The 20,990-nt window shown below is 31.4% G+C and carries 22 protein-coding genes; 2 read left to right on the top strand and 20 right to left on the bottom strand.

Going from position 1 to position 20,990, the window contains the following annotated elements; all coding sequences use genetic code 11:
- Positions 1–425: 425 nt before the first annotated feature.
- From AB3G39_RS11535 to AB3G39_RS11500, 8 genes are all read right to left on the bottom strand, one after another.
- Positions 426–1,208 (bottom strand): hypothetical protein, encoded by a 783-nt coding sequence (locus tag AB3G39_RS11535; RefSeq protein WP_369769378.1) that lies wholly within the window; start codon positions 1,206–1,208, stop codon positions 426–428.
- Positions 1,209–1,245: 37 nt separating this feature from the next.
- Positions 1,246–1,983 (bottom strand): nitroreductase family protein, encoded by a 738-nt coding sequence (locus AB3G39_RS11530; RefSeq protein ID WP_369769377.1) that lies wholly within the window; start codon positions 1,981–1,983, stop codon positions 1,246–1,248.
- On the bottom strand, positions 1,974–3,302 hold the full coding sequence (locus tag AB3G39_RS11525; protein WP_369769376.1) for an aldehyde dehydrogenase: 1,329 nt from the start codon (positions 3,300–3,302) through the stop codon (positions 1,974–1,976). Before AB3G39_RS11525 ends, AB3G39_RS11530 begins: the two co-directional genes overlap by 10 nt.
- Before the next feature lie 72 nt (positions 3,303–3,374).
- The gene (locus tag AB3G39_RS11520) at positions 3,375–4,064 is read right to left on the bottom strand and encodes an RluA family pseudouridine synthase (protein WP_369769375.1); all 690 of its coding nucleotides are present in this window, start codon (positions 4,062–4,064) and stop codon (positions 3,375–3,377) included.
- A 17-nt stretch (positions 4,065–4,081) separates the two neighbouring features.
- The gene (locus tag AB3G39_RS11515; RefSeq protein WP_369769374.1) at positions 4,082–5,500 is read right to left on the bottom strand and encodes an ArnT family glycosyltransferase; all 1,419 of its coding nucleotides are present in this window, start codon (positions 5,498–5,500) and stop codon (positions 4,082–4,084) included.
- Positions 5,501–5,516: 16 nt separating this feature from the next.
- Entirely contained in the window at positions 5,517–6,275 is a 759-nt protein-coding gene (locus AB3G39_RS11510) for a glycosyltransferase (protein WP_369753627.1), read from the bottom strand.
- A gap of 60 nt (positions 6,276–6,335) precedes the next feature.
- Positions 6,336–7,154 (bottom strand): 3-methyl-2-oxobutanoate hydroxymethyltransferase, encoded by an 819-nt coding sequence (panB, locus tag AB3G39_RS11505; RefSeq protein ID WP_367752660.1) that lies wholly within the window; start codon positions 7,152–7,154, stop codon positions 6,336–6,338.
- 134 nt (positions 7,155–7,288) lie between these two features.
- Positions 7,289–9,754, bottom strand: coding sequence for a glycoside hydrolase family 3 N-terminal domain-containing protein (locus tag AB3G39_RS11500; RefSeq protein ID WP_369769372.1), 2,466 nt, complete (start codon positions 9,752–9,754; stop codon positions 7,289–7,291).
- A gap of 157 nt (positions 9,755–9,911) precedes the next feature.
- Here AB3G39_RS11500 and AB3G39_RS11495 point away from each other — a divergent pair, with 157 nt between their 5' ends.
- The gene (locus AB3G39_RS11495) at positions 9,912–10,658 is read left to right on the top strand and encodes an NUDIX domain-containing protein (protein ID WP_369769371.1); all 747 of its coding nucleotides are present in this window, start codon (positions 9,912–9,914) and stop codon (positions 10,656–10,658) included.
- A gap of 101 nt (positions 10,659–10,759) precedes the next feature.
- Here the strand turns inward: AB3G39_RS11495 and AB3G39_RS11490 are convergent, their stop codons facing one another.
- The 7 genes from AB3G39_RS11490 to AB3G39_RS11460 all read right to left on the bottom strand — a co-directional run bounded on the left by AB3G39_RS11490 (position 10,760) and on the right by AB3G39_RS11460 (position 15,404).
- Positions 10,760–11,227 carry a hypothetical protein gene (locus tag AB3G39_RS11490; protein WP_367769376.1) on the bottom strand — a complete coding sequence of 156 codons (468 nt, stop codon included), beginning with the start codon at positions 11,225–11,227 and terminating at the stop codon, positions 10,760–10,762.
- 214 nt (positions 11,228–11,441) lie between these two features.
- Positions 11,442–11,798 carry a type II toxin-antitoxin system HigA family antitoxin gene (locus AB3G39_RS11485; protein ID WP_367769379.1) on the bottom strand — a complete coding sequence of 119 codons (357 nt, stop codon included), beginning with the start codon at positions 11,796–11,798 and terminating at the stop codon, positions 11,442–11,444.
- Between the two features lie 5 nt (positions 11,799–11,803).
- Complete coding sequence (locus AB3G39_RS11480) at positions 11,804–12,097, bottom strand: type II toxin-antitoxin system HigB family toxin (RefSeq protein WP_369753629.1); 294 nt, start codon at positions 12,095–12,097, stop codon at positions 11,804–11,806.
- 289 nt (positions 12,098–12,386) lie between these two features.
- Positions 12,387–13,262: a hypothetical protein gene (locus AB3G39_RS11475; protein ID WP_369769370.1), complete on the bottom strand. Its 876-nt coding sequence runs from the start codon at positions 13,260–13,262 to the stop codon at positions 12,387–12,389.
- Between the two features lie 381 nt (positions 13,263–13,643).
- Positions 13,644–13,826: a hypothetical protein gene (locus tag AB3G39_RS11470; RefSeq protein WP_369769369.1), complete on the bottom strand. Its 183-nt coding sequence runs from the start codon at positions 13,824–13,826 to the stop codon at positions 13,644–13,646.
- A gap of 184 nt (positions 13,827–14,010) precedes the next feature.
- The gene (locus AB3G39_RS11465) at positions 14,011–14,544 is read right to left on the bottom strand and encodes a hypothetical protein (protein WP_369769368.1); all 534 of its coding nucleotides are present in this window, start codon (positions 14,542–14,544) and stop codon (positions 14,011–14,013) included.
- Positions 14,545–14,546: 2 nt separating this feature from the next.
- Positions 14,547–15,404, bottom strand: a complete 858-nt coding sequence (locus AB3G39_RS11460) for a hypothetical protein (RefSeq protein WP_369769367.1) — start codon at positions 15,402–15,404, stop codon at positions 14,547–14,549.
- Between the two features lie 739 nt (positions 15,405–16,143).
- Between AB3G39_RS11460 and AB3G39_RS11455 the strand changes: the two genes are divergently transcribed.
- Positions 16,144–16,368 (top strand): hypothetical protein, encoded by a 225-nt coding sequence (locus AB3G39_RS11455; RefSeq protein ID WP_369769366.1) that lies wholly within the window; start codon positions 16,144–16,146, stop codon positions 16,366–16,368.
- Between the two features lie 252 nt (positions 16,369–16,620).
- Here the strand turns inward: AB3G39_RS11455 and AB3G39_RS11450 are convergent, their stop codons facing one another.
- The 5 genes from AB3G39_RS11450 to AB3G39_RS11430 all read right to left on the bottom strand — a co-directional run bounded on the left by AB3G39_RS11450 (position 16,621) and on the right by AB3G39_RS11430 (position 20,436).
- A complete protein-coding gene (locus tag AB3G39_RS11450; protein WP_369769365.1) occupies positions 16,621–17,145 on the bottom strand; it encodes a hypothetical protein in 525 nt (174 codons plus the stop codon).
- On the bottom strand, positions 17,126–18,016 hold the full coding sequence (locus AB3G39_RS11445) for a hypothetical protein (RefSeq protein ID WP_369769364.1): 891 nt from the start codon (positions 18,014–18,016) through the stop codon (positions 17,126–17,128). The genes AB3G39_RS11450 and AB3G39_RS11445 overlap by 20 nt, the downstream gene beginning before the upstream one ends.
- A 166-nt stretch (positions 18,017–18,182) precedes the next feature.
- Positions 18,183–19,091 carry a signal peptidase I gene (lepB, locus tag AB3G39_RS11440; protein WP_369769363.1) on the bottom strand — a complete coding sequence of 303 codons (909 nt, stop codon included), beginning with the start codon at positions 19,089–19,091 and terminating at the stop codon, positions 18,183–18,185.
- Positions 19,092–19,276: 185 nt separating this feature from the next.
- On the bottom strand, positions 19,277–19,888 hold the full coding sequence (locus tag AB3G39_RS11435; RefSeq protein WP_369769362.1) for a hypothetical protein: 612 nt from the start codon (positions 19,886–19,888) through the stop codon (positions 19,277–19,279).
- A gap of 155 nt (positions 19,889–20,043) precedes the next feature.
- Positions 20,044–20,436, bottom strand: a complete 393-nt coding sequence (locus AB3G39_RS11430) for a hypothetical protein (RefSeq protein ID WP_369769360.1) — start codon at positions 20,434–20,436, stop codon at positions 20,044–20,046.
- Positions 20,437–20,990: the final 554 nt, after the last annotated feature.

The following is a 20,990-nucleotide window of genomic DNA, read 5'->3' as shown; positions in this document are numbered from 1 at the left end:
AATAAAGGTTGATTTCGGTTATAGGGCTTATGATCCCAAAAAATAACAAATAGGTTTGATATTCCTTATTTCTTATATATTCTTCATTATTTACTTTTATGAATGTATTAGTTAATCTAGATTTAATTTTAAAAAAATTAAAAAACAACATGCAATAACAAATAATTAAAATAGGTAGTAAAACCCATTTTAAATTTGGCGTGTTGTTAATATAATGATAGGGGGGGATTATTTCCATTGCAAATAGATTAATCTCATTTGAGCTAATTATATTTACGATAGTTGAAAATAAAAAGTTTAGGAACAAGATCATTTATTTTTTTAATTCTTAACGTGTTAAATATTCAACAATTTAATGAATATTTTGCAATATAAAGGATATCATTTTAAAAAATCTAAAAGTTGTTTTTATTATTATATTGAATTTAAAATGGATTGGATTCTGTTTTTTCTTCTGTTTCAAAACCTATGATTTCACTATATATGGCATAGTACATAGAATATAAGAAAGGAAGAGTAAAAAAGATTCCAATGTAAAATACTAAAAAGCCAATTACTGATACTATATAGCCAACTAAAATTAATCCTAAAAGGAGAAAAGGTTTTTTGAAAAAAATAATGACACTTGTTTTTATTGCATCTATGGCTTTTAAATCGCTAAAAATAATAAGTGGAATTGTAAGAAATGTCAAAAATAGTATGGCATATGAAACTAAATTCATGGCTATCTCAAGTTCAGGTTGATCTAACAACACGGGTAATCCAGTATTGACAATCGAAATTAACAAAGTTGCAATAACGAGTTCTTTAAAATAAGAACTATTGTAGTATTCAAAAATAGTTGAAACATGGAATTCTTTATCTCTTTCTGCACAATAAGCCATTTTAATAAAACCTGCCATAAATGGGCTCAATATTGTAGAAAAGATGATACTACCTACTATGAACGCTATTCTTGAATTTCCAGTTAGATGATCTGGGTTTAAATTTTCAGGTTTTAAAATTTCAGTAAGTTGATTAGCACCAAATTTATAAATTAGTATTGCAGAAACAAATACTGCCATTAAAACCGCAAACACAAAAAATAGAAGTCCTGCATATATGACGATTTTCTTATAGTTTTTGAAAGCCAAATTAAATACGCTTTCAAAACTTAATGTATACCCGTTTTTTTTTATTTCTTCAATTCTATTTTTTTTTGAAAACATGCTGATTTTTGTTTTTGGTAATTTTTAAAATTTGGATTTATAGTTTAAAATAAACCTCTTCAAACGGTATTCTGAATCGATCTCCATATACACCGGTTTCTTCGCGAATTCCACAACCAATAATCATATTAATTTCAGATGATGGTGAAAGGTTTATTATTTTTTTTACGCGCAAGGAATCAAAGCCTTCCATAGGACAAGTATCATAATTGATGGCAGCCATACTAATCATGAAGTTTTGTGCCGCTAATGCAGCACTTTTTTGAGCTACAATTCGCATATCACTTTTTCGCGTTTGTCTATAGGTAGGTTTGAATAAGCCTATGAGTTGGAAGATCAAAAATTTGAATGCACCTGCTATTCCAATAAAATCAAAATAAAGTGTGGGCACTATTTTTTGATAATAGTTTAGGGCGAATTTTTCTCTTTTTGTGTATTGCGATTCTGGTTTCTCTCCGTATTGTGACTTTAGATTGTCAACATTAGACTGGATTCTTTTTTTCCATAAGTCTTTTCGAGCAACTACAACAACCATCTGCTGGGCAGTTTTTGCAGCATTCTGTCCTAAACAGGCTTCAGTAAGTTGTTCTAAAATTTTAGGAGAAGTGATATGGTAGAATTCCCACAGTTGCATGTTACTACTTGTAGGAGCAAGAGAGGCTAAACGAATGCATTCTTTTACTTTGTCGTCTTCAATGTTTTCATTTTTAAAAACCCGAACGGAGCGCCTATATTGTATTGCTTCACTAACCGTTTTTTCCGTTATTAGACCCATTTTAGCAATTTCTTGATTGTAGTTAATTTATCTTTATAAGGGGCGTAACGCATTGGTAAATCTAACCAATAGGCTTTTTTGACAATTGCTTTTTTATGAGAAAAAGTATCAAAACTTAGTTTCCCATGATACGCTCCAATACCGCTATGACCTACGCCTCCAAAAGGCAGTCTTTTATTAGAAAAATGGATGACCGTATCGTTTATACATCCGCCACCAAAGGAATAATCCTGTATTATTTTTTCAGCAAATGCGTTGTTTTTGGTAAATACATATAGCGATAATGGCTTTTCATATCTAGAAATGATGGTATGCAAGTCGGCATCACTTTTATAAGAAAGAATAGGTAATAACGGACCAAAAATCTCCTCTTTCATAATAGGAGTATCGAGCTCTGTTTCCTCGATTAAGGTAGGAGCGATGTACTGTGTAGGTTCATTCGTTTGCCCTCCGAAAATCACTTTCTCTGGTTCAATCATCTGTACTAATCGAGCCCAATTTTTTGAATTAATAATTCGAGCAAAATCGGGAGAGGTTTCTGGTTTTGCACTATATGCTAAAGTAATTTCTTTTTTTAAAAATTCGACAAACTCCGTTTTTATATCATTATGGACTAATAAATAATCGGGTGCAATACAAGTTTGTCCAGCATTTATAAATTTTCCCCAAACGATTCTTTTAGCTGCCAGTTTTAAATTGGCAGTTTCATGAATTATACAAGGATTTTTCCCACCAAGTTCAAGTGTTACAGGAGTTAGGTTTGCGGCGGCTGCTTTGGCTACTATTTTTCCAACTGGAACACTACCCGTAAAAAATATATAATCCCAGCGTTTTGCTAATAAACGTTGAGAAACTTCAATACCACCTTCTATGACTTCTACATGATTCACTGCAAAAGTTTTAGTTATAATTTTGGTTATCACTGCCGATGTGTGAGGCGTTAACTCAGAGGGTTTAAGTACTACTTGATTTCCAGCAGCGATTGCCGAGACTAAAGGACAGAGAGCCAATTGAAAGGGATAGTTCCAAGGAGCTATTATCAACACTTTGCCATAAGGCTCTTTATAGACATAGTCTAAGGAGGGGAAATTCACGATTGATGGAAGCACCATTTTGGGTTTTCCCCATTTTTTTATATTCTTTATGGTGTCTTTTAATTCTGTAATTACATAATTTGTTTCTGTCAGAACCGCTTCAAAAGCAGGTTTTTTAAAATCATCATATAAAGCTTGAATTATTTCATTTTCATGAATTATAATAATATTGAGCAGTTTTTTTAAAACTTCTTTTCGGTATTTTATATTTGTTTTATAATTCATCTTAAAATTAAATATTTTAATGGCTATGCAAGATAATTTAAATTTTTAATTCTAATTTTTATCAAATTAAAATTATAGCGCATTCCAAATAACTTCATTTGGAACTGGTGCTATTATCTTGATTTCTTCTTTAGAGACTGGGTGAATAAAAACTAATTTTCGAGCATGTAAATGAATACCACCATCTGGATTAGAACGATCAAATCCATATTTCAAATCTCCTTTTATTGGTGAACCAATGGATGCCAATTGTGCTCGAATTTGATGATGTCTTCCAGTATGTAAATTAATTTCTAAAGCAAAATAATTGGTTAATTCTTTGAAAACAGTGTAATCTAAACTGGCTATTTTACTATCAGGAACCTCTTTTATATGTGCTTTCGAAGTATTGTTTTTTTCATTTCTTTTGATAAAATGAATTAATTTATCTTCTTTTTTTAGAGGTTTATTTTTTACAATCGCCCAATATGTTTTTTGAGTTTCTCTATTTTTAAATAATTCATTCAATCGTGTCAGTGCTTTGCTTGTTCTTGCAAATACAACTATTCCGGTTGTGGGCCTGTCAAGACGATGTACAACACCCAGAAATACTTCACCAGGTTTATTGTATTTGTTTTTAATGTATTCTTTTACCACCTCACTAAGTGGCTTGTCTCCCGTTTTATCACCTTGCACGATATCTCCTACACGTTTGTTTACCACTATGATATGGTTGTCTTCATGAAGTACTTGAAGGTTATTTTTATTGGATAGCTCTTTCATTACCAAATTTTAGTCTCTTATTTTGTTACAAAAATAGCTGTTTTATAATTGCTTTCGGTTAAAACCATTTGTTTCCTATATTTTTCTGGAATTTCATTTTCAGTTTTCTTAAGAGTTACTAAAAATATTTTTTTATGTAATTTAAAAACAGAATCAAATTGGGTAGCATTTTTTATTAATTGTGCTTTTCCATTGGTATAAAATTGACCAGAATAATTTTTCTCTTTCCAATAATATAGTGGTATATCTTTGTTCTCGTTTTTCTCCATAAGATGTTCCAAGATGTACTTATCAGTATTCATTTTGTCATCAAAAATTCCAGTTGCAAGAACGGTATACGCTATAACTGCAATTATTGGAAAAATTAAAGCAACTCGGATGAGTTTCTTTTTACTTTCAAAGTCATCCCACCAATACACCATCAAAAACATGATAGGAAGTGTTACAGGAAGCATATACGTATGGAGTATATTCTTAGATAAAGTAAAGAAAATAGGGGTCCAGAATAACCATAAAACCAAGAAGGAAATCCAGTCGTTTTTCCATATTGATTTTCTATTTTTCCATAATTTATAAAAAACAATTTGCACCCATGGAAGTCCAAAACCAAGCATAAAAAGCCAAATCATTCCTTTTGGTTGTGAGTGACCACTACCATATAAATCTCCTTGCCAGCCGGGTTCAATAAAACGCTTGAAGTGTTCTCCAATTATAAAGTAATCCAGAAAACCAGGTGATTGTTGTTCAGCAAAATAATACCAAGGTAGTCCAATTAGGGCTGTAATTAGAATCCCAATTATAACTGAAAACTTAGAAAACAATTCGCGAAATCTTCTTGTATCCAAGCAACACCATATAAATAATGGGGGAAAAGTAAGCACCATAATAAGTGGTCCTTTGGCCAATAGTCCCAATCCTAAAGCAACAAAAAACAGATAATTCCAATAGGTTTTTTTATCACTTTTCATGGTTTTCCAAAAAGAAATCATCATGATAGCTACACAAAATTCTAAAGCAGTATCAGTTGAAACTACGCCTGTATGTATTAAAAACTCAGGCATCGTTAATAAAATAAAACCGGGTAAATAGAACGAAGCTCCGCTTTTTTTAACCATTTTACCTGCTATAATTACTAATAATATGCTAAGTAAAAAAGATGGAAATCTTGAAGCAAACTCATTTACGCCAAAAATAACATAACTAAAAGCAGACAACCAAGTTGATAATGGGGGTTTTGCCCAAAAAGGAATACCGTAATCAATTTGAGGGACAACCCATTGATTGGTTTCTTGCATAATTCTTGCAATTTCAGCATATCTGGCTTCCGTTTTATCTAGTAAAGGAATTGCTGCAGTCAACAATAATCTAAATAAAGCGATAAGAATTACGGAGATAGATAGAACATAAGAGTTACTTTTAAATTTCTCTGCAATCATTTTTTTAGAGTTTAGGTTAGATTAATTTGGTAGAGTTGTTTTTGTATTTTTTTCTAATTTGGAATAAATCGATCCAAAGTTTAAAAAAGTAGCTTGGTTTAACTTTAGAATTTCCTTTTTCAATCCAAGATTTAAGCGGAACTTCATACATTTTTTGAATGGCTCTTTCTTTTCCAAAAAGGATAATCATTCTAAAGAAGAGCTCAACATCAAACAGCCATTTTGAAATAAATTCTTTTTTAAACAATCGAATCGAAATTTCTCTTGTAAAAACTTTGCAACCACATTGTGTATCGTAAACTTTAATGCCCAATACATGTGAAATAAAAGTCGCAATAACACGACCAATCAAAAAGCGACTATTTTGACGCTCAATTGTGGAACCTATTTTTCTAATTCGGGAACCAAAACAAAATACAATTTCATCCTTTATGTATTTTTGGATTTCCATGAATTCCTCTAGTGTTGTAGCAAGATCAGCATCTAAATACCCAATAAACTGGTGGTCAAAATTTTGATTACAATAGATGATTCCTTCTCTAACTGCTGCTGCTTTACCCGCATTTTTTAATAAAGAAACAATATACACTTGATTCGTATATTGTTTCTTTAAAATATTTAGTAAAGCAAGGGTACTATCAGTTGATCCATCATTTACAAAACAAATCTTTGCGTGATGATAATTATCTAGAAACCTTGAATATTCTTTAATTGTAATTCCTTTTTCCTCATTATAACAAGGAATTACAATAAATGTATTAGGTGGTTCAAGCATAGTAATATTTATTTAGGGTAAATATACAACCATGAATGTTAAAACACCTTTAATAAAAGATTAATACTGTTCTTTTTCATTTGGGAAGTCGCTAGATTTTACATCAGCAACATATTGACTAATGGCTTTAGTCATTCCGTCGTATAAATCCATATAACGACGTAAAAAGCGAGGACTAAATTCATTATTCATTCCTAACATGTCATGAATAACTAGTACTTGACCGTCAACACCACCTCCAGCACCAATTCCGATAACAGGAATAGAAATACTTTTAGCGACTTTTTCAGCTAGATGAGCAGGTATTTTTTCCAAAACTAAAGCGAAACATCCAAGCCTTTCTAATAATTTAGCATCTTCAACTAATTTATCAGCTTCATCTTCTTCTTTTGCCCTTACGGTATAAGTTCCAAATTTATAAATGGATTGTGGGGTCAAGCCCAAATGTCCCATAACTGGAATTCCAGCATTCAATATTTTTTTAATTGATTCTTTAATTTCTTTTCCTCCTTCTAATTTTACCGCATGTCCACCGCTTTCTTTCATGATTCTGATAGAAGAACGCAAGGCTTCTTTGGGATCCGATTGGTAACTTCCAAAAGGTAAATCAACAACAACTAGTGCTCTTTCGATAGCTCGTACCACAGAGGAGGCATGATAAATCATTTGGTCTAATGTAATAGGCAACGTAGTTTCATGTCCCGCCATTACGTTTGAAGCCGAATCTCCAACTAGAATAACATCAATACCGGCTGTATCAACAATCTTTGCCATAGAATAATCATAGGCAGTAAGCATGGAGATTTTTTCTCCATTGGCTTTCATTTCAATTAATGATTTTGTAGTTATTCTTTTATAATCTTTTTTTGCTACAGACATGGAATTGTTACTTTTTGTCCCGTTTTAAGGTGACAGGTTATAGGTTGTAAAAGTAGTAAAACAAATTCTTTAGAAACAAAAAAATGGGTTCGAAAAATCGAACCCATTTTAAAGAATTATTATAAATTAGTATACTAATGTTTTAAATCAGTAAATTTTAAGTCAGAAGCAAAGGAAGAATTTGTTTTTTCAACAATTGTTTCTTTTGCTAATGTGAATGTAGCCGTATGTTTTGTGTCCAATGAGGAAGTTGCAATTGCTACTTTATAAGTACCTGCTTCAGCAATCCATGCATTTTTGCTTGTAATAAATGAAGCTAAATCTTTAGGATTTAATGTTAGCGTTATTGTTTGACTTTCTCCAGGTTGTAATAAATTGGTTTTACCAAAAGCTTTTAACTCTGAAATTGGTTTGTCAATGCTTTTTGATGGAGCAGAAAGGTATAATTGTACTACTTCTTTACCTGCTACTTTACCTGTATTTTTTACAGTTACTGTAAAATCCATTTTGTTTGTAAATGCTTTTGAGCTCATTTTTAAATTTGAAATATCAAATGTAGTATATGATAATCCGTAACCAAACTCGTAAGATGGTTTTACATGAAAAGTGTTGAAATAACGATATCCAACATAGACTCCCTCTTCATAAGTTACATCAGTAGGGTTTTCTGGAGGTGTTCCAATCCAGTTTTTAGCCGATGGTGTATCTTCGTATTTTACAGGGAAAGTCATTGTTAATTTTCCAGAAGGAGTTACTTTTCCAGAGAAAACATCTGCAACAGAATTTCCTCCTTCTTGACCCGGTTGCCAAGGTAAAAGAATAGCATCCACTTTGTCTTTCCAGCTAGCCGTTTCGATTACACCACCGATGTTTAAAACAACCACTACCTTTTTGCCTTGAGCATGAAAAGCTGCCGAAACGGTATTGATTAAATTGATTTCATCTTGTGCTAAGTTAAAATCTTCTTCAACTTTACGATCATCCCCTTCACCTGCATTTCTACCAATTGTGATTAATGCCAGTTCAGAAGTTTTAGCTTTATTTTGAACGATTTCTGCATTTAATTCTAATTCTGGAAGTCTTTTTGGTGTTGCCAATAAACCTTCTTTTTCACGTCTTTTAGCTTCAATTTCTTTTTGAGCAACCATAAATGGTTTGTATAGTCCTTCTAATTCGGTATCAATTGAAAAACCAGTATTTGTTAAACCTTCAATTAAGGAAATAGAATAGGCTTCATTTACATCACCACTTCCAGTTCCACCAGAAATAAAATCATAAGAAGTAACACCAAAAACAGCTAGTGGAGCTGATTTTGAAGTAAATGGCAATACATTACCTTCGTTTTTCAATAAAACTACCCCTTCTGCAGCAGCATCTCTAGTTACTTGTGCATTTTCTTTTAAGTTTGGTTTATTTGAATAATGGTAATTGTTCATTGCAGGCGATCTCATTACTAGTTCTAAGACTCTTCTTAAATTAATGTTGATGTCTTCTTGAGATAATTTACCATTTTTTATATTTTCAATAATTGCATTTTTTTGAGCAGGTAGACCTGGCATCAATAAATCATTTCCAGCAGTTAGTTGTTTGGTAACATCACTAACAACATCTTTATTCATTATAGCCCCAAATCCGTTGTAACCACCAAACCAGTCAGTCATTACTAACCCTTTAAAACCCCATTCATTACGAAGTACAGTGGTTAATAAATCTTTACGTGCCGATGTATAGGTACCATTCAAAAAGTTATATGAAGACATTACAGTCCACGGTTGTGCCTCTTTTACTGCAATTTCAAAACCTCTTAGGTATATTTCACGTAAAGCTCTTTCGCTAACATGTGCATTAACACCCATTCGGTTTCTTTCCTGGTTATTTGCAGCAAAGTGTTTTATCGAAGTTCCTACACCATTAGATTGTATACCATTTACCATTGCTGCTGCAATTTTTCCAGCGATTAATGGATCCTCTGAATAGTATTCAAAGTTTCTTCCACACAATGGATTTCTGTGAATATTCATTCCAGGACCTAATAGTACATCTATACCATATTCTTTTACTTCATTTCCCATTGCTTTACCAACTGAATTGATAAGTGCTTCATTCCAAGTAGAGGCTAATGCTGTTCCTACTGGAAAAGCTGTAGCATAATAAGTGTTCGCATCGTCTTCTCTAATTGGTTTAATACGCACACCTGCAGGACCATCAGATACAATTACCGATGGAATTCCTAATCTGGAAATTTCAGTTGTACCACCTGCTGAACCAGGAACTTTTGCTGTTTCTTTCCCTGTTGTGAATTGCATTTTTTCCCAATCAAAACCAGGCATTCCGATTCCAATAAGCATACTTGCTTTTTCTTCGTCGGTCATTTGATTAATTAGATCTTGAATTCGGTCTTGGGTAGAAAGACGGTAGTCTTCGTATTTATCTAATTTTCCGTTTTTATTTAAATCTGAAAAAGTAAAACCATTTATAGTAATGATTGGACTATTTTTCGGGTCATTTATTTCTGGTTTTTTTGTCCAAGAAATCCCAGAAACAACTAACGCTGATAGCAGCGAAGTTTTTACGATTTGTGAAATTGTGTTGTTTTTCATGTGGTTTATTTAATAAATAGTTTTTATTGCTTCAATATGAAGCAATATTAATTATTTTTTTTTAATATTTGTAAAAAAAAAGAGTTTATTTTTTGATTATCAGTTTTTAAAGTAAAAATTATAATCTATTTCGTATTTTCGCAACCAACTTGAAAAAATGGAATTTAATAAAATAATAGAAGAGAAGTCAAATGAAGCTTGGGATATTTATATTCCAAATTTATCTGTTGATTGTGTCGTTTTTGGATTTCATGATGGCATCTTAAAAGTATTGCTTACAAGATTGAAAGAAAAAGATCTTTGGGCGCTTCCTGGGGGATATGTTTTAAAAACAGAAAATTTGAAACAAGCAGCCAATAGAATCCTGTTTAGTAGAACAGGTGCTGAAAATATTTACTTACAGGAATTTAAAGTTTTTAGTGATCTAAATCGGTCAGCTGGTATTTTTGACGAATTTCCAGATACACTATGGAATAAACAGCGATTTCTTTCGGTAGGATTTTATGCTTTAGTCGATTTTCACCAAGTCAATTTGGTTATGGACGATATTTCCGATGCTTGTGAATGGAAAGCAATTGAGGAATTACCCCCTTTTATGATGGATCACAGGAGTATTTTTGATAAAGCATTGGAAACACTTCGCCGACAATTAAATCATAAACCTATTGGTCATAGTTTACTGCCTGAAAAATTTACCATGCCTGAACTTCAAAAGTTGTATGAGATTATTTTGGGTAAAAAATTAAATCGCGGTAATTTTTATCGAAAAATGCTGCGTTATGATATCCTTGAAAAACTAGACGAAAGTAGAAAAGGAGGGGCCCACAAAGCACCCGATTTGTATAAATTTGATTTAGATAAATACCAGTTGGCACTAAAAAATGGATTTAATGAAGGCTGGTAACTTAAACCGCATCTATCTTAACTTGTATTCAATTTCAGTGTGATTTAAATAGGTAATTCCACTAAATTCCAGCTCGCTCAAATGGCGGTTATAGACAGTGGTTATTTTTCCGTATATCTTTGTAAAACATTCCGTTTCGAATTGACTTCTTTCCACATTTCAATTTTATAGTAATCGCTTGGATTTTCATCAAAAGCTGTTTCCAAATTTAACGAATAAACACGTATTCTGTATGCGCCATTTTCAATTTCTACTTCAATTTCAATTTCGGAATTTGGGCAGTCCAATACTTGTAAAATTCCAGAATGAATATTTATACTAGCTTCTACTACGTGGTCAAATTCGGCAAAATCTTTAATTAAACTTTCAGAATCTAAAATTTCAAATTCACAATTTACTATTCCTTCATCATTCGCAATTCCAACGCCAATTATTCCATCTTCTATTGCAAGTCTGTCGGTGAATGCTTCGTCAGTCCAAAACTTTTCGGAACCAGTATTTCCTTTCGCATTTTTGTCAGCAATATAGAACTGTCCGTAATCAGTTATAAATTTTAGTTCAAATTTCATTTCAATCTATTTCAGGATTCTGCATTTTTTTCGCATTGGCTATAACGTCAGTTCGTCTAAGAACCTAAATAAACGCTCTAAGAATTCCATATTTTATATTTTTCAAAGATAGGAATCCGAGAACAAAAACTCAAAACTGAGGTTTTTAGACAGTTTGAAGTTATGCCACTTCTCGTCAGTTGCGAGAAACAGCTGTTAGCCGACGTGCTTTATTTCAATATGTTTGAATTAGCACATCTGTTGGAATATTCAATCTCTCATGAAGTTGACGAATCATTTCTAATGAAAGTTTTCTTTTTCGGTTTAAGATTTCGCTTGCTCGACTTTTCAATCCAACAATCTTTGCCAAATCATTTTGATTATAACCCATTTGTTCCATTCTGAATTTTATCGCTTCGATTGGATCTGGTAAACCAATTGGAAAACGTTCATTTTCATATTGATTGATAAGAATTCCCAATACTTCAAGTTCATCGCCTTCTGCTGAACCGAATTTTGCATCAAAGATTGTTTCCAATCTTTCCAAAGCTTGATTATAATCTTTTTCTGTTTTTATAGGTTTAATTTCCATAGCTTTTAAATTTCGTTAGCGTTAATCTTATCATACTCTGCATGCGTTCCAATAAATCGAATCCAAATCATTTGGTAATTATAATTTATCCTTACAATCAATCTGTAATTATTTCCTTTGATATTGAAAACAAAGCGATTATCATTTAAAATACTCGCGCTTGGATATTCTTTTTTTACTTCGTTTGGATTTTTCCATTCAGCGTTGCTGGTTTCCTGAAACCAGGATTTGAGTTGCTGTTCTGAATCTGCATGAACTTCCCAAAAATCTCGCAATATCTTTTTCGAAATTATTCTCAATGTTTAATTTTTTTTCAAAGATAAACAAAAGTTCCCAATACGGGAAATGCTTATAAGATTTTTGTTATGCACAAAATGCTTCACTTTAATTAAACCAAAGTATTTTCCGCTTTGCTATTTCGCTATATTCTTTTTCGACGCAAACGATTGCAAAATCATTTACTGCAACGTTTTGCCTTTAGTTTGCGAACTTCGTAAACGCTCAATTTTCGGCTTAACGAAAATATGATTGCGGAACGATAATTCCACTAAATTCCAGCTATATCAAAACAGCTGTTATAGCCAGGTTTTATTTTTCTTCAATTATAGTTCTAATTCTTTTGTAAAGGTCATTTGATAAATTCCGGTAACCTTCATCATTCGGCAAATATTTCAATGCTCTGTGATGTCCTAAGTCTGAAGGAATATCATTGAATGATTGTGTTATTGGAATTACTATTTTTCCAAGTGTATGAGCAATTCCAGTTTCATACATAACGTTTGGATTTCTTTCGCTAAAATCTACGATAACTATTCTAGAGCAAAATATTAAGTCAAAAATATCTTGTATAATAGTTGAGTTTTCCCAAATGTCGTCAGCTCTTAAACACTCTAATTCCATATGGTCGGCAACTCGTTTAATTGCTTCATATGTCCCGCGATAAGCAGGGCTAAAAGGCATCATTACTGAAATTAATTTCGAATTTGTTGGTTTCTTAGGTATTTTGAATACAGATGGCGTAAAAGTAATTTGTTGTATTGCTTCAATTTCGCTAATACCCGTAGAAATAAATTGTCCAGTTAATGTTGTTAGCAAATATTGTCCGTCAGCTTTCTCTTTGAGTATTATTTTAGATGATTTTAAGGACTTATTTACATCTTCAACAGCTTTTTTATGGTCTAGTTTATCATCAAAAAGAAAATAATCTGGATTTACTAATGATATTATAACTTTAATTAAATCCCTATTTGGCAAATTATCTTCTTCAATTGATTGTTCATTAAGTTTATTTAAAACGTCTTGAACCCATAAATGTCTAGTAGAGCCATCGTGTACAAAGTCTAGGTCGTTATCTATGAAAAATTTTGTCAACTGAGATGAAGAACGATAAGGAAAATGATTGAATGCTTCGTTTCCACATATCATTTCGGATAATTTCATTATTGCAGGTCTGCTAATTTTCATTCAAGTGTTCTTTATTGTTGATGTTGTTCTAAACTTGGCTATAACGTTCCCACGCTTGTACTTGCTGTGGAGTTCGTAACCTTTCAATTTTCTGCTTTGCAGATTTATGATTGCGAAACGGTAATTCCAATAAACCCACAGTAAGTACAAACGTGTGTTAGCCCTTCGGTTTTTTATTTATTCCAATATTAATTTTTCGGTTTCGTTTTTCCACCGATATAAAGAGAAAAGCAAAAAATAAAATACAAGATTATGTTTTCAAAAACAACAAGGTTTCAGAATCAAGGAGAGACAAATCAGTTTCAAAAATCAGTAACTATTTACCGATTTCTTTGGCTTCCAATTTTTAAGTCAACCAAAGAAATGGTAGATAAGATTTAACTATTTAGTTAACTGATAAATAATACTAAAAGCCAAAGAAATTGGATTAGTAACAATATCGTATTTTTCAATATACCATCCTTCTGATAGGTGTTTATTTAATTCGGTTAATTCGAATTCAAAATTACGTTTTTCATTGTCGTTTACAATTGAAGAAACATTTGCTACTAATACTTTTGTCATTTTATTTATTATTAAGGTTAAAATTAAATTTTATGCCCTCAGTTTTGGTTTCTATGGTAAACTGAGGGCTAACGTTATGCCGCTTTGAGATGGCTGGAACTTCGTAAACGCTCAGTTTTCGGCTTAACGAAAACTTGATGCGAAACGTTAATTCCACTAAATTCCAGCTATATCAAAACGGCTGTTAGGCACTGGCTTTTTTTGTCGGTTTTATTAAAATTAGGTAGAAGTCGGTTAAGTTTCGCATTGTTAAAAGCATAATATGTAAAATTAAAAACACTAAAATTGAGAATCCCGCATATTTAATATTTGCATCTATTTTAATGTTGTCAATAATTAAAGGATAGATTAAACAGACAATTATAAGTGCTACTTCAATTATTACAGAATAAGTGAAATTTATAAGTAAAAGTCTAAATAATGTTATTGTATCATTGCTGATTTTTATTTTAGTTTTTGTCTTTTTAATTTCATCTAAATTTTGGCCTTGACCTGTTGTAAGTATAGTAATAACTGTTATTGAAAAACCAACCAAAATCCCTAAAAGATTTATTGCGTTATCTTTAAAAATTACAGTTGCGGAAGTTGATGAGCCAAACAATAAAAGAAAAAAAATTCCAATCCCGATAATTAACGGAAATAACCATTCAAAGTAGAAAATTCTTCTTGAAACGGTTCTGAAATAATCAGCGATTAATAATAAAAATTCTAAATACATTTTTAGTTAAAGTTGCTTAAAACTGTTTCCATTTCTTCAAAAAGGTCGTCTGTACTAATTTCGCCTGTCACTTCATTTCTTCTCGGTTTTACATATTCTTGTCTTTCAATAAAATCAGTATTTATTTTAACCACGTTGTTGTCAGTATTTCGCCCTACAACTCTTAATCTTTGTATTTCATTATGTCCACCATTCAATTTAGCATATACATCTCGTGTAAAATCAAAGATATTATCTTTGTTTTTAGCTTTTACTGAAATTATTACTTCGTGCTTTACTGTATTTGTTCTTTCTGAAAAATCAAGTACTTCACTACCCAATAATTGTTTATCAACGTATACGTCAGCACTTATAATTCTTGACATACTTTCTATTTCTTCTAAAAAATTATCTTTGGCAATAGCTTCAAAATCAAATCTGACTGGAACATCAGAATCTACAGAAAAAGCAAAACTATTTAAATAATGTTTTACCTGTTGAATAGTTAAGCCTGCTTGGTGTTTTTCTAAAATTACTATAACATCTCCATTAATAGCTTTTGTAATCAAATGGGTTTTTTGAGTTTCTCCTTCTTCCATACTTTTTGGACTTTCACGTTCTATGATTGTATTTCGATGAATTAATGGAGGTCTAAAACTATGAGAAGCACTTTTAATAATAATTTTATGTATAGTACTTTGAGTGTTTGAATTTATGCTTTCTAAAAAACCAAATTTTGGATTTTTGATTGTTATATTCCTTTCAAGTTTAGGAAGACTATTAATATGATTTAATGTTTCGTTGAAGGCATTTTCTACATTGTTATCTCCTGACACTAATGTTAAGTAGTAAAATCCTATTCTTCGTGGTTTTGATGTCATTATATTTTGTTTTTCGTGCTGTTTTTTTTTTAAGCTTGTGCCTAACGGTCACGGCTTTGCTAGGTTGCGAACTTCGTAACCGATTATTTTCCGCTAATATAAATGTTCTTGCGAAAAATAGACGTGAATTTCCCACATATTTCGCAATCTTGCAAAACCGGTGTTGCAATATGTATTTATAACCACAAAGTTTTTTCGTTATTCTCTTTTTCGCCGCAATACATTTCGCCGCAAACTGCATCGCTTTCATTGAAGCAAATTACTTTCTGCTTAACAATTTCGTTCTAATCCATTTCGCTACAAACTGCATCGCTTTAATAGAAGCAAAATACTTTCTTCTTAACGATTTCGTTCTAATCCATTTCGCTGCAAACTGCATCGCTTTCATGGAAGTAAATTACTTTCTGCTTAACGATTTTATAGTAAATTTTTCAGCGCAAAATTCGGCAACAATATGTATTGCAACGGCATCGCATAACATTAGTTACGGACTGATGATCCTAAATTATCGCTTAAATCACAAATAAAACCAGAATAAAAACAATTTATAAATCAAGCCTTATACCGTAATTACTGTTATGCAGTGTTATATTCTCGGCTTTTTAAACGCAAACATTATGCAAACAAAAGAAAAATATTGCGAAAGATATGAATTATGTAGAGAGGATAATCCTTGTGAAAAACAATGTAATTTATGTAAAAATTGGGATAATAGGAGAATAGAAGGAGGCACTGAAGTATGAACAGAATCAAAAATCTTAAAGAAAATTACCGAAACATTTTAATAAATTGGATTGATGAAGATTATAACAGGGAATATGTAGCTTACGAAATAGTTTCTGAATCAGATAAGTTCGCTATTGATTTTGCGGAGTGGTATTTGGATTTATGGAATAGAAATGATTTATCTTTTGATAAAAATTCTCCAAAAGAACTTTTAGAAATATATAAAAAAGAAAAATAATTTTTAAAACAGAAACGCCTTATAATGCTAATCAAGGAGAGTGAACTCCCGAATAAACACAAGTGTTGAAATTGAGCTAATCAACAAGTTTCTGTTTTATTTTTAACCGTTCCAACCAAGCTGGAATATAACGTCCCGCTACTACAGCGGGTTTGGGACTAAATTAAGCCCTATTTTCGGATTTGCCAAATCATCCCAAATACAAAACCAACTTTCCATTAAGCCAATTGCCCAAATCCGTTGTAGTAGCTGTTACAGGCTGGCTTTCTCGTCCTTGTTTAGTTCAAGATTTATTTCTGATAGGTTAAAAAGCGTCTGCATAATGTCCCACATTGCAATAGTTGTCGTTATGAAAAGTGTCAAATTAGCAGTGTCTGGAAGTTTTAATTGTTCTACTTGCCAACCGAACGGATTTGGAATTTCTTTTGCAATTGCAAATCCAATGACAATCAATATTGAGTAAAATATTAGCCAAATATCTCCTTTGATTTCGCTAAAACCACTAACTAAATTTACATACATTGCTTTTTTTTGCTCTTCTGATAACTTCTTGTGTGTGTCGATTTTTGATTTTATGTCAGAAACCATTGAAAGTCCAAAAGTGTAAATTGTCAAAGCAAATCCAATTAAAACACCAAAATAAGTAAATAAATTTGATGTGTCAAAAATTGAAAATGACGAAATAGGAGTAGTCATTACTATGTAATTGGAAACGAAGCCAATTGCTGAAACTATCAGCAATGTCAATAGAATTCTTTTATTCGTTTTCGTTTTCATCTTCTTCTCTACTTTCAAGTGTATGAATTGTATTCAACTTCTCGCTAATAATTTGAATTTCTTCGTCGGAATATTTTTCTGTTTTTTTTCTTTCAATATAAATTTTAGCAGTATCTGTTTCACTGGATTTGGTTTCTCGAATTCCGTTTCTTTTGAATTTAAGTAGATATTTTCCGCCAACTTCTCTAACATAGTCAATGTAGCCACCAAGTGCTTCCCGTAATACTTTAAGTTGCCCTTCTTTATTTTTAAAGGATATATCAAATACTTCGTTGTTTGTTGTTTCTTTAATTTGTTGCAATACATTTCTTGTGTCTGAATTGCCAAATAGTGCCATATTTGGAGCATTCATTTCCAATGAAAGTTCGTAAATTTCTTCTGCCGAATCAACGTAATTCCAAAATTTCTTTTTTGAAACTAACGGATAAATATTAACTACATAGTCAAAATTCCTCATTTGGCTTCTAAAATAATCCGCAAGTGTATTTACAGAACTTTCTATATGTTGGAATACTGAAACATTTTTTTCTATAAGAACAATTTGATGTTTGGTGTCGACTATCAAATAAACATATTTAGCTTCTTTAATTCCTCTAATTTCAATATCATCATCTCCTTCAATATAAATATTCTCATTAGTCTCTCTTGCGAATTTTATAATATAAATATCATCTTTGTGCTGAAAACCATAAAAAAGAAACCGTTTATTACCTTTTGTCCATTCAGATTTAGTATTTAGAGCAAGGTCACTAATGATATCAGTCATTAGTTCTTCTTTGCTTTTATTCAACTCTTGAAAAATAGAAACCTGTTCACTTGTCGGAGTTACTAAATATCTATAAGCGAAAAATGGTGACCTTTTGTCTATCATTGTCTGTTTCGTTTGTTAAGCTTGCCTGTAACGTTATGCCACTTAGCTATGTTGCGAGCTTCGTGACCGATTATTTTCCGTTAAAGATAAATAATCTTGCGAAACGTAAACGTGAATTTACCACAAAATTCGCAATATTGCTAAATGGCTGTTATAGGGCGTTTTTTTATTTATTCCTAAAATCGATATTTATTCGGTCATTAGTTTTTCCCCAATAACTGAAAACTATTCGTCCTTTAATTTCGTCTTTTTTAATTATTCCAATATATCTGGAATCCATTGCATTATCTCTATTGTCACCGAGTAAATAATAACAATTTTCAGGAATTCTTCTTTCTGAAACCATACTTGTATTTTCTTCAAATGGTTTTTTAAAAGCAAAAATTTTGTGTTTATGTCCATTTGGAAGTTGTTCTTCATATTCATTAACATTAAATCCTTCACTTTTAGTTTTTCTAATAAATGATGTCTGGCACTTTTTTCCATTTATTATTAAAAAGTTATTTCGGATTTCAATTCTGTCGTATGGTAATGCAACAATTCTGTACATACCAGGATATAAACTGTCTTTTTGCTGAAAAACAACTAAATCACCATAATTTGGTTCTTTATGGTCGTAAGCATTTAAATCGGCTATTAATTTGTCTCCAAGTTTAATATTAGGTTCGCCTGAAGTAGTTGGAATACTATAGCTTTTTGTTCCTACAATTAAAGTGGAATCGGAAAACCAAAGTATAGTACTGATACCAATTATAATTGCAAGATGATAATACCAAGTATTGTAGGGTTTAAGTTTATAATTTTTTAAATTTTTAGCAGTTTTTGTTGCGTCAAAAATCACATACATTCTAAAAATAAATCCGATAATTAAAATTGAAATAAATCCAAAAAATGTAACCGCTAATCTTGTAAAACCAAAGATTAAAAGGAAGATAAATTCAATAAGAAAAAAAATAATCCCTTTTTTAATTTGTCCATTATATACTTGTCCAAATCCAAAAAAAAAGAAAGCAAGCAAAAAGGCAATTATTGGATTTCGGCTTTTAATTTTTTCATTTATTATTTGAGAATTCATTTTTTAATTGTCTGTTTTTCAGTTTTGTGAGGTAAAATGCCCTATAACGTTATGCCACTTAGCGATGTTGCGAACTTCGTGACCTATTATTTTCCGTTAAAGATATAATTTCTTACGAAACGTAAACGTGAATTTACCACAAAACTCGCAATATTGCTAAATGGCTGTTATGCAACGTTTTTATTTTAGTAAATTATGCAATCAGTAGTTTTAAAATAAAACCCATTGCTTTTTGTGTTTTCGATATTTCCATTGTTATTGATAGATAAAGTAAAACTCTCTTTTGATTCTGGACAATTGTTGTATTTCATCATTTTAAGTTTGTAACCATCTTTTTGCTTTACAAATCCATTTCCTTCTTCTGAATTTTGGTCAATGTCGTATTCATTTATTTTTCCGATCAAATAGGCTTCATACACATTATCAATTTTATCAATGAAAGTTTTCAATTCTTTTTCTGACTGTATGATTTTCCACTGGTCTTTTTCCAAATAAGTAATTCTGTAAGCACAAAGTGATGGATGACAACCTGAAAAAAATCCATTTAAATTAAATTCGTTTTTCGGAATGGATATATTTTCCGTATTCCCTTTTGAAAATAAAATTTCAAAATCCAACTCCTCAGTTTTATAATTTGGAAAGTGTTCAACTTGCCAATATTTAACGTTTTTATTTGGTATAATTTTTTTCAACAGAACTCCGTTTTCTGTATTTTTTGCTGATAACATTTCGAATTTTTGATTACATGAGCAAAAGAATAAAATATAAAAAATGGTTGTAATTATCTTAAATTTCATTTGTCAAGGCATGTTTTAAATGTTGCATAACGTTATGCCACTTTGAGATGGCCGGAAGTTCGTAACCGCTCAATTTTCGGCTTAACGAAAACTTGATGCGAAACGATAATTCCACTAAATTCCAGCTAGCTCAAAATGGCTGTTGTAAGCTGGTTTTATTCTTCTTTTTTGATAAACTTTCCAGTTCCACATTGAACATGTAAATCTATTCTGCAAACAAAGTAATAAACGCTTCCTTCAACTTTTATAATTTCAAAATAAGGTTTTTGTTTGGAGATTATCTTTTGAAATTCTGTGAGTTTAGATTCATCAACCTTTTCATTATTTTTTAATCTGAAACTACAATTACTCAGCGTTATAATTTCGTAGTCTTTTTTTCCGTCATCGTGGTCAGTATAATAGTGATTTCCGTTTATTTCAATTAAACTAGAATTTCTTTCTTTTGCGTCATATTGGATTTCGTATTTTCCGTTTTTCAGCATAGAGCAATTCTGCCCAAAAGAAGAGAAACTTAAACTTATAATAAATAGAATCAGATACTTTTCCATTTGCGGTTAATTTTTTGCAGTTTTGGTGCAAACTTGCTTACAACGTTTTGCCGCTTGGCGAGGTTGGGGAATAAAGATGCGTAATTTTTCGGTTAAACCCAAATTTTCCAAATACAAAACCATTTTTAAATTCAGCCTAAAACCCCAATCTCGCCAAACGGCTGTTAGGCGGGGGTTGTTTTGTCGGAATTACTATTAAACCTCTAATTTTTAACGCTTCTATTTTTCAAGTTTTTGCTTTTCAGATTCCAACTTTCACGCTTCCGCTTTTCAAGTTTCTACTTTTTAGACTCCAACTTTTACGCTTCCGCTTTTCAAGTTTTTGCTTTTCAGATTCCAACTTTCACGCTTCCGCTTTTCAAGTTTTTGCTTTTCAGATTCCAACTTTCACGCTTCCGCTTTTCAAGTTTCTATTTTTCAGATTCCAACTTTCACGTTTCCACTTTTCAAGTTTCTGTTTTTTAGATTCCAACTTTCAACTTTTAGCTTTTCAGATTTGCGCTTCTAAATTCCAACTTTCACACTTCTGCATTTTAAACTTCTTGAGGAAACCA

Origin of the sequence: Flavobacterium sp. WC2416, assembly GCF_041200095.1 — a bacterium.
GTDB lineage: Bacteria > Bacteroidota > Bacteroidia > Flavobacteriales > Flavobacteriaceae > Flavobacterium.
The sequence above is the reverse complement of the archived record's forward strand: the minus strand, read 5'-3'. Positions and strand labels throughout refer to the sequence as shown.

Excerpts from the sequence above, each read along its gene's own strand:
- AB3G39_RS11535 (WP_369769378.1), bottom strand. The coding sequence starts at position 1,208 with ATGTTTTCAAAAAAAAATAGAATTGAAGAAATAAAAAAAAACGGGTAT.
- AB3G39_RS11530 (WP_369769377.1), bottom strand. The coding sequence starts at position 1,983 with ATGGGTCTAATAACGGAAAAAACGGTTAGTGAAGCAATACAATATAGG.
- AB3G39_RS11525 (WP_369769376.1), bottom strand. The coding sequence starts at position 3,302 with ATGAATTATAAAACAAATATAAAATACCGAAAAGAAGTTTTAAAAAAA.
- AB3G39_RS11520 (WP_369769375.1), bottom strand. The coding sequence starts at position 4,064 with ATGAAAGAGCTATCCAATAAAAATAACCTTCAAGTACTTCATGAAGAC.
- AB3G39_RS11515 (WP_369769374.1), bottom strand. The coding sequence starts at position 5,500 with ATGATTGCAGAGAAATTTAAAAGTAACTCTTATGTTCTATCTATCTCC.
- AB3G39_RS11510 (WP_369753627.1), bottom strand. The coding sequence starts at position 6,275 with ATGCTTGAACCACCTAATACATTTATTGTAATTCCTTGTTATAATGAG.
- panB (WP_367752660.1), bottom strand. The coding sequence starts at position 7,154 with ATGTCTGTAGCAAAAAAAGATTATAAAAGAATAACTACAAAATCATTA.
- AB3G39_RS11500 (WP_369769372.1), bottom strand. The coding sequence starts at position 9,754 with ATGAAAAACAACACAATTTCACAAATCGTAAAAACTTCGCTGCTATCA.
- AB3G39_RS11495 (WP_369769371.1), top strand. The coding sequence starts at position 9,912 with ATGGAATTTAATAAAATAATAGAAGAGAAGTCAAATGAAGCTTGGGAT.
- AB3G39_RS11490 (WP_367769376.1), bottom strand. The coding sequence starts at position 11,227 with ATGAAATTTGAACTAAAATTTATAACTGATTACGGACAGTTCTATATT.
- AB3G39_RS11485 (WP_367769379.1), bottom strand. The coding sequence starts at position 11,798 with ATGGAAATTAAACCTATAAAAACAGAAAAAGATTATAATCAAGCTTTG.
- AB3G39_RS11475 (WP_369769370.1), bottom strand. The coding sequence starts at position 13,262 with ATGAAAATTAGCAGACCTGCAATAATGAAATTATCCGAAATGATATGT.
- AB3G39_RS11470 (WP_369769369.1), bottom strand. The coding sequence starts at position 13,826 with ATGACAAAAGTATTAGTAGCAAATGTTTCTTCAATTGTAAACGACAAT.
- AB3G39_RS11465 (WP_369769368.1), bottom strand. The coding sequence starts at position 14,544 with ATGTATTTAGAATTTTTATTATTAATCGCTGATTATTTCAGAACCGTT.
- AB3G39_RS11460 (WP_369769367.1), bottom strand. The coding sequence starts at position 15,404 with ATGACATCAAAACCACGAAGAATAGGATTTTACTACTTAACATTAGTG.
- AB3G39_RS11455 (WP_369769366.1), top strand. The coding sequence starts at position 16,144 with ATGAACAGAATCAAAAATCTTAAAGAAAATTACCGAAACATTTTAATA.
- AB3G39_RS11450 (WP_369769365.1), bottom strand. The coding sequence starts at position 17,145 with ATGAAAACGAAAACGAATAAAAGAATTCTATTGACATTGCTGATAGTT.
- AB3G39_RS11445 (WP_369769364.1), bottom strand. The coding sequence starts at position 18,016 with ATGATAGACAAAAGGTCACCATTTTTCGCTTATAGATATTTAGTAACT.
- lepB (WP_369769363.1), bottom strand. The coding sequence starts at position 19,091 with ATGAATTCTCAAATAATAAATGAAAAAATTAAAAGCCGAAATCCAATA.
- AB3G39_RS11435 (WP_369769362.1), bottom strand. The coding sequence starts at position 19,888 with ATGAAATTTAAGATAATTACAACCATTTTTTATATTTTATTCTTTTGC.
- AB3G39_RS11430 (WP_369769360.1), bottom strand. The coding sequence starts at position 20,436 with ATGGAAAAGTATCTGATTCTATTTATTATAAGTTTAAGTTTCTCTTCT.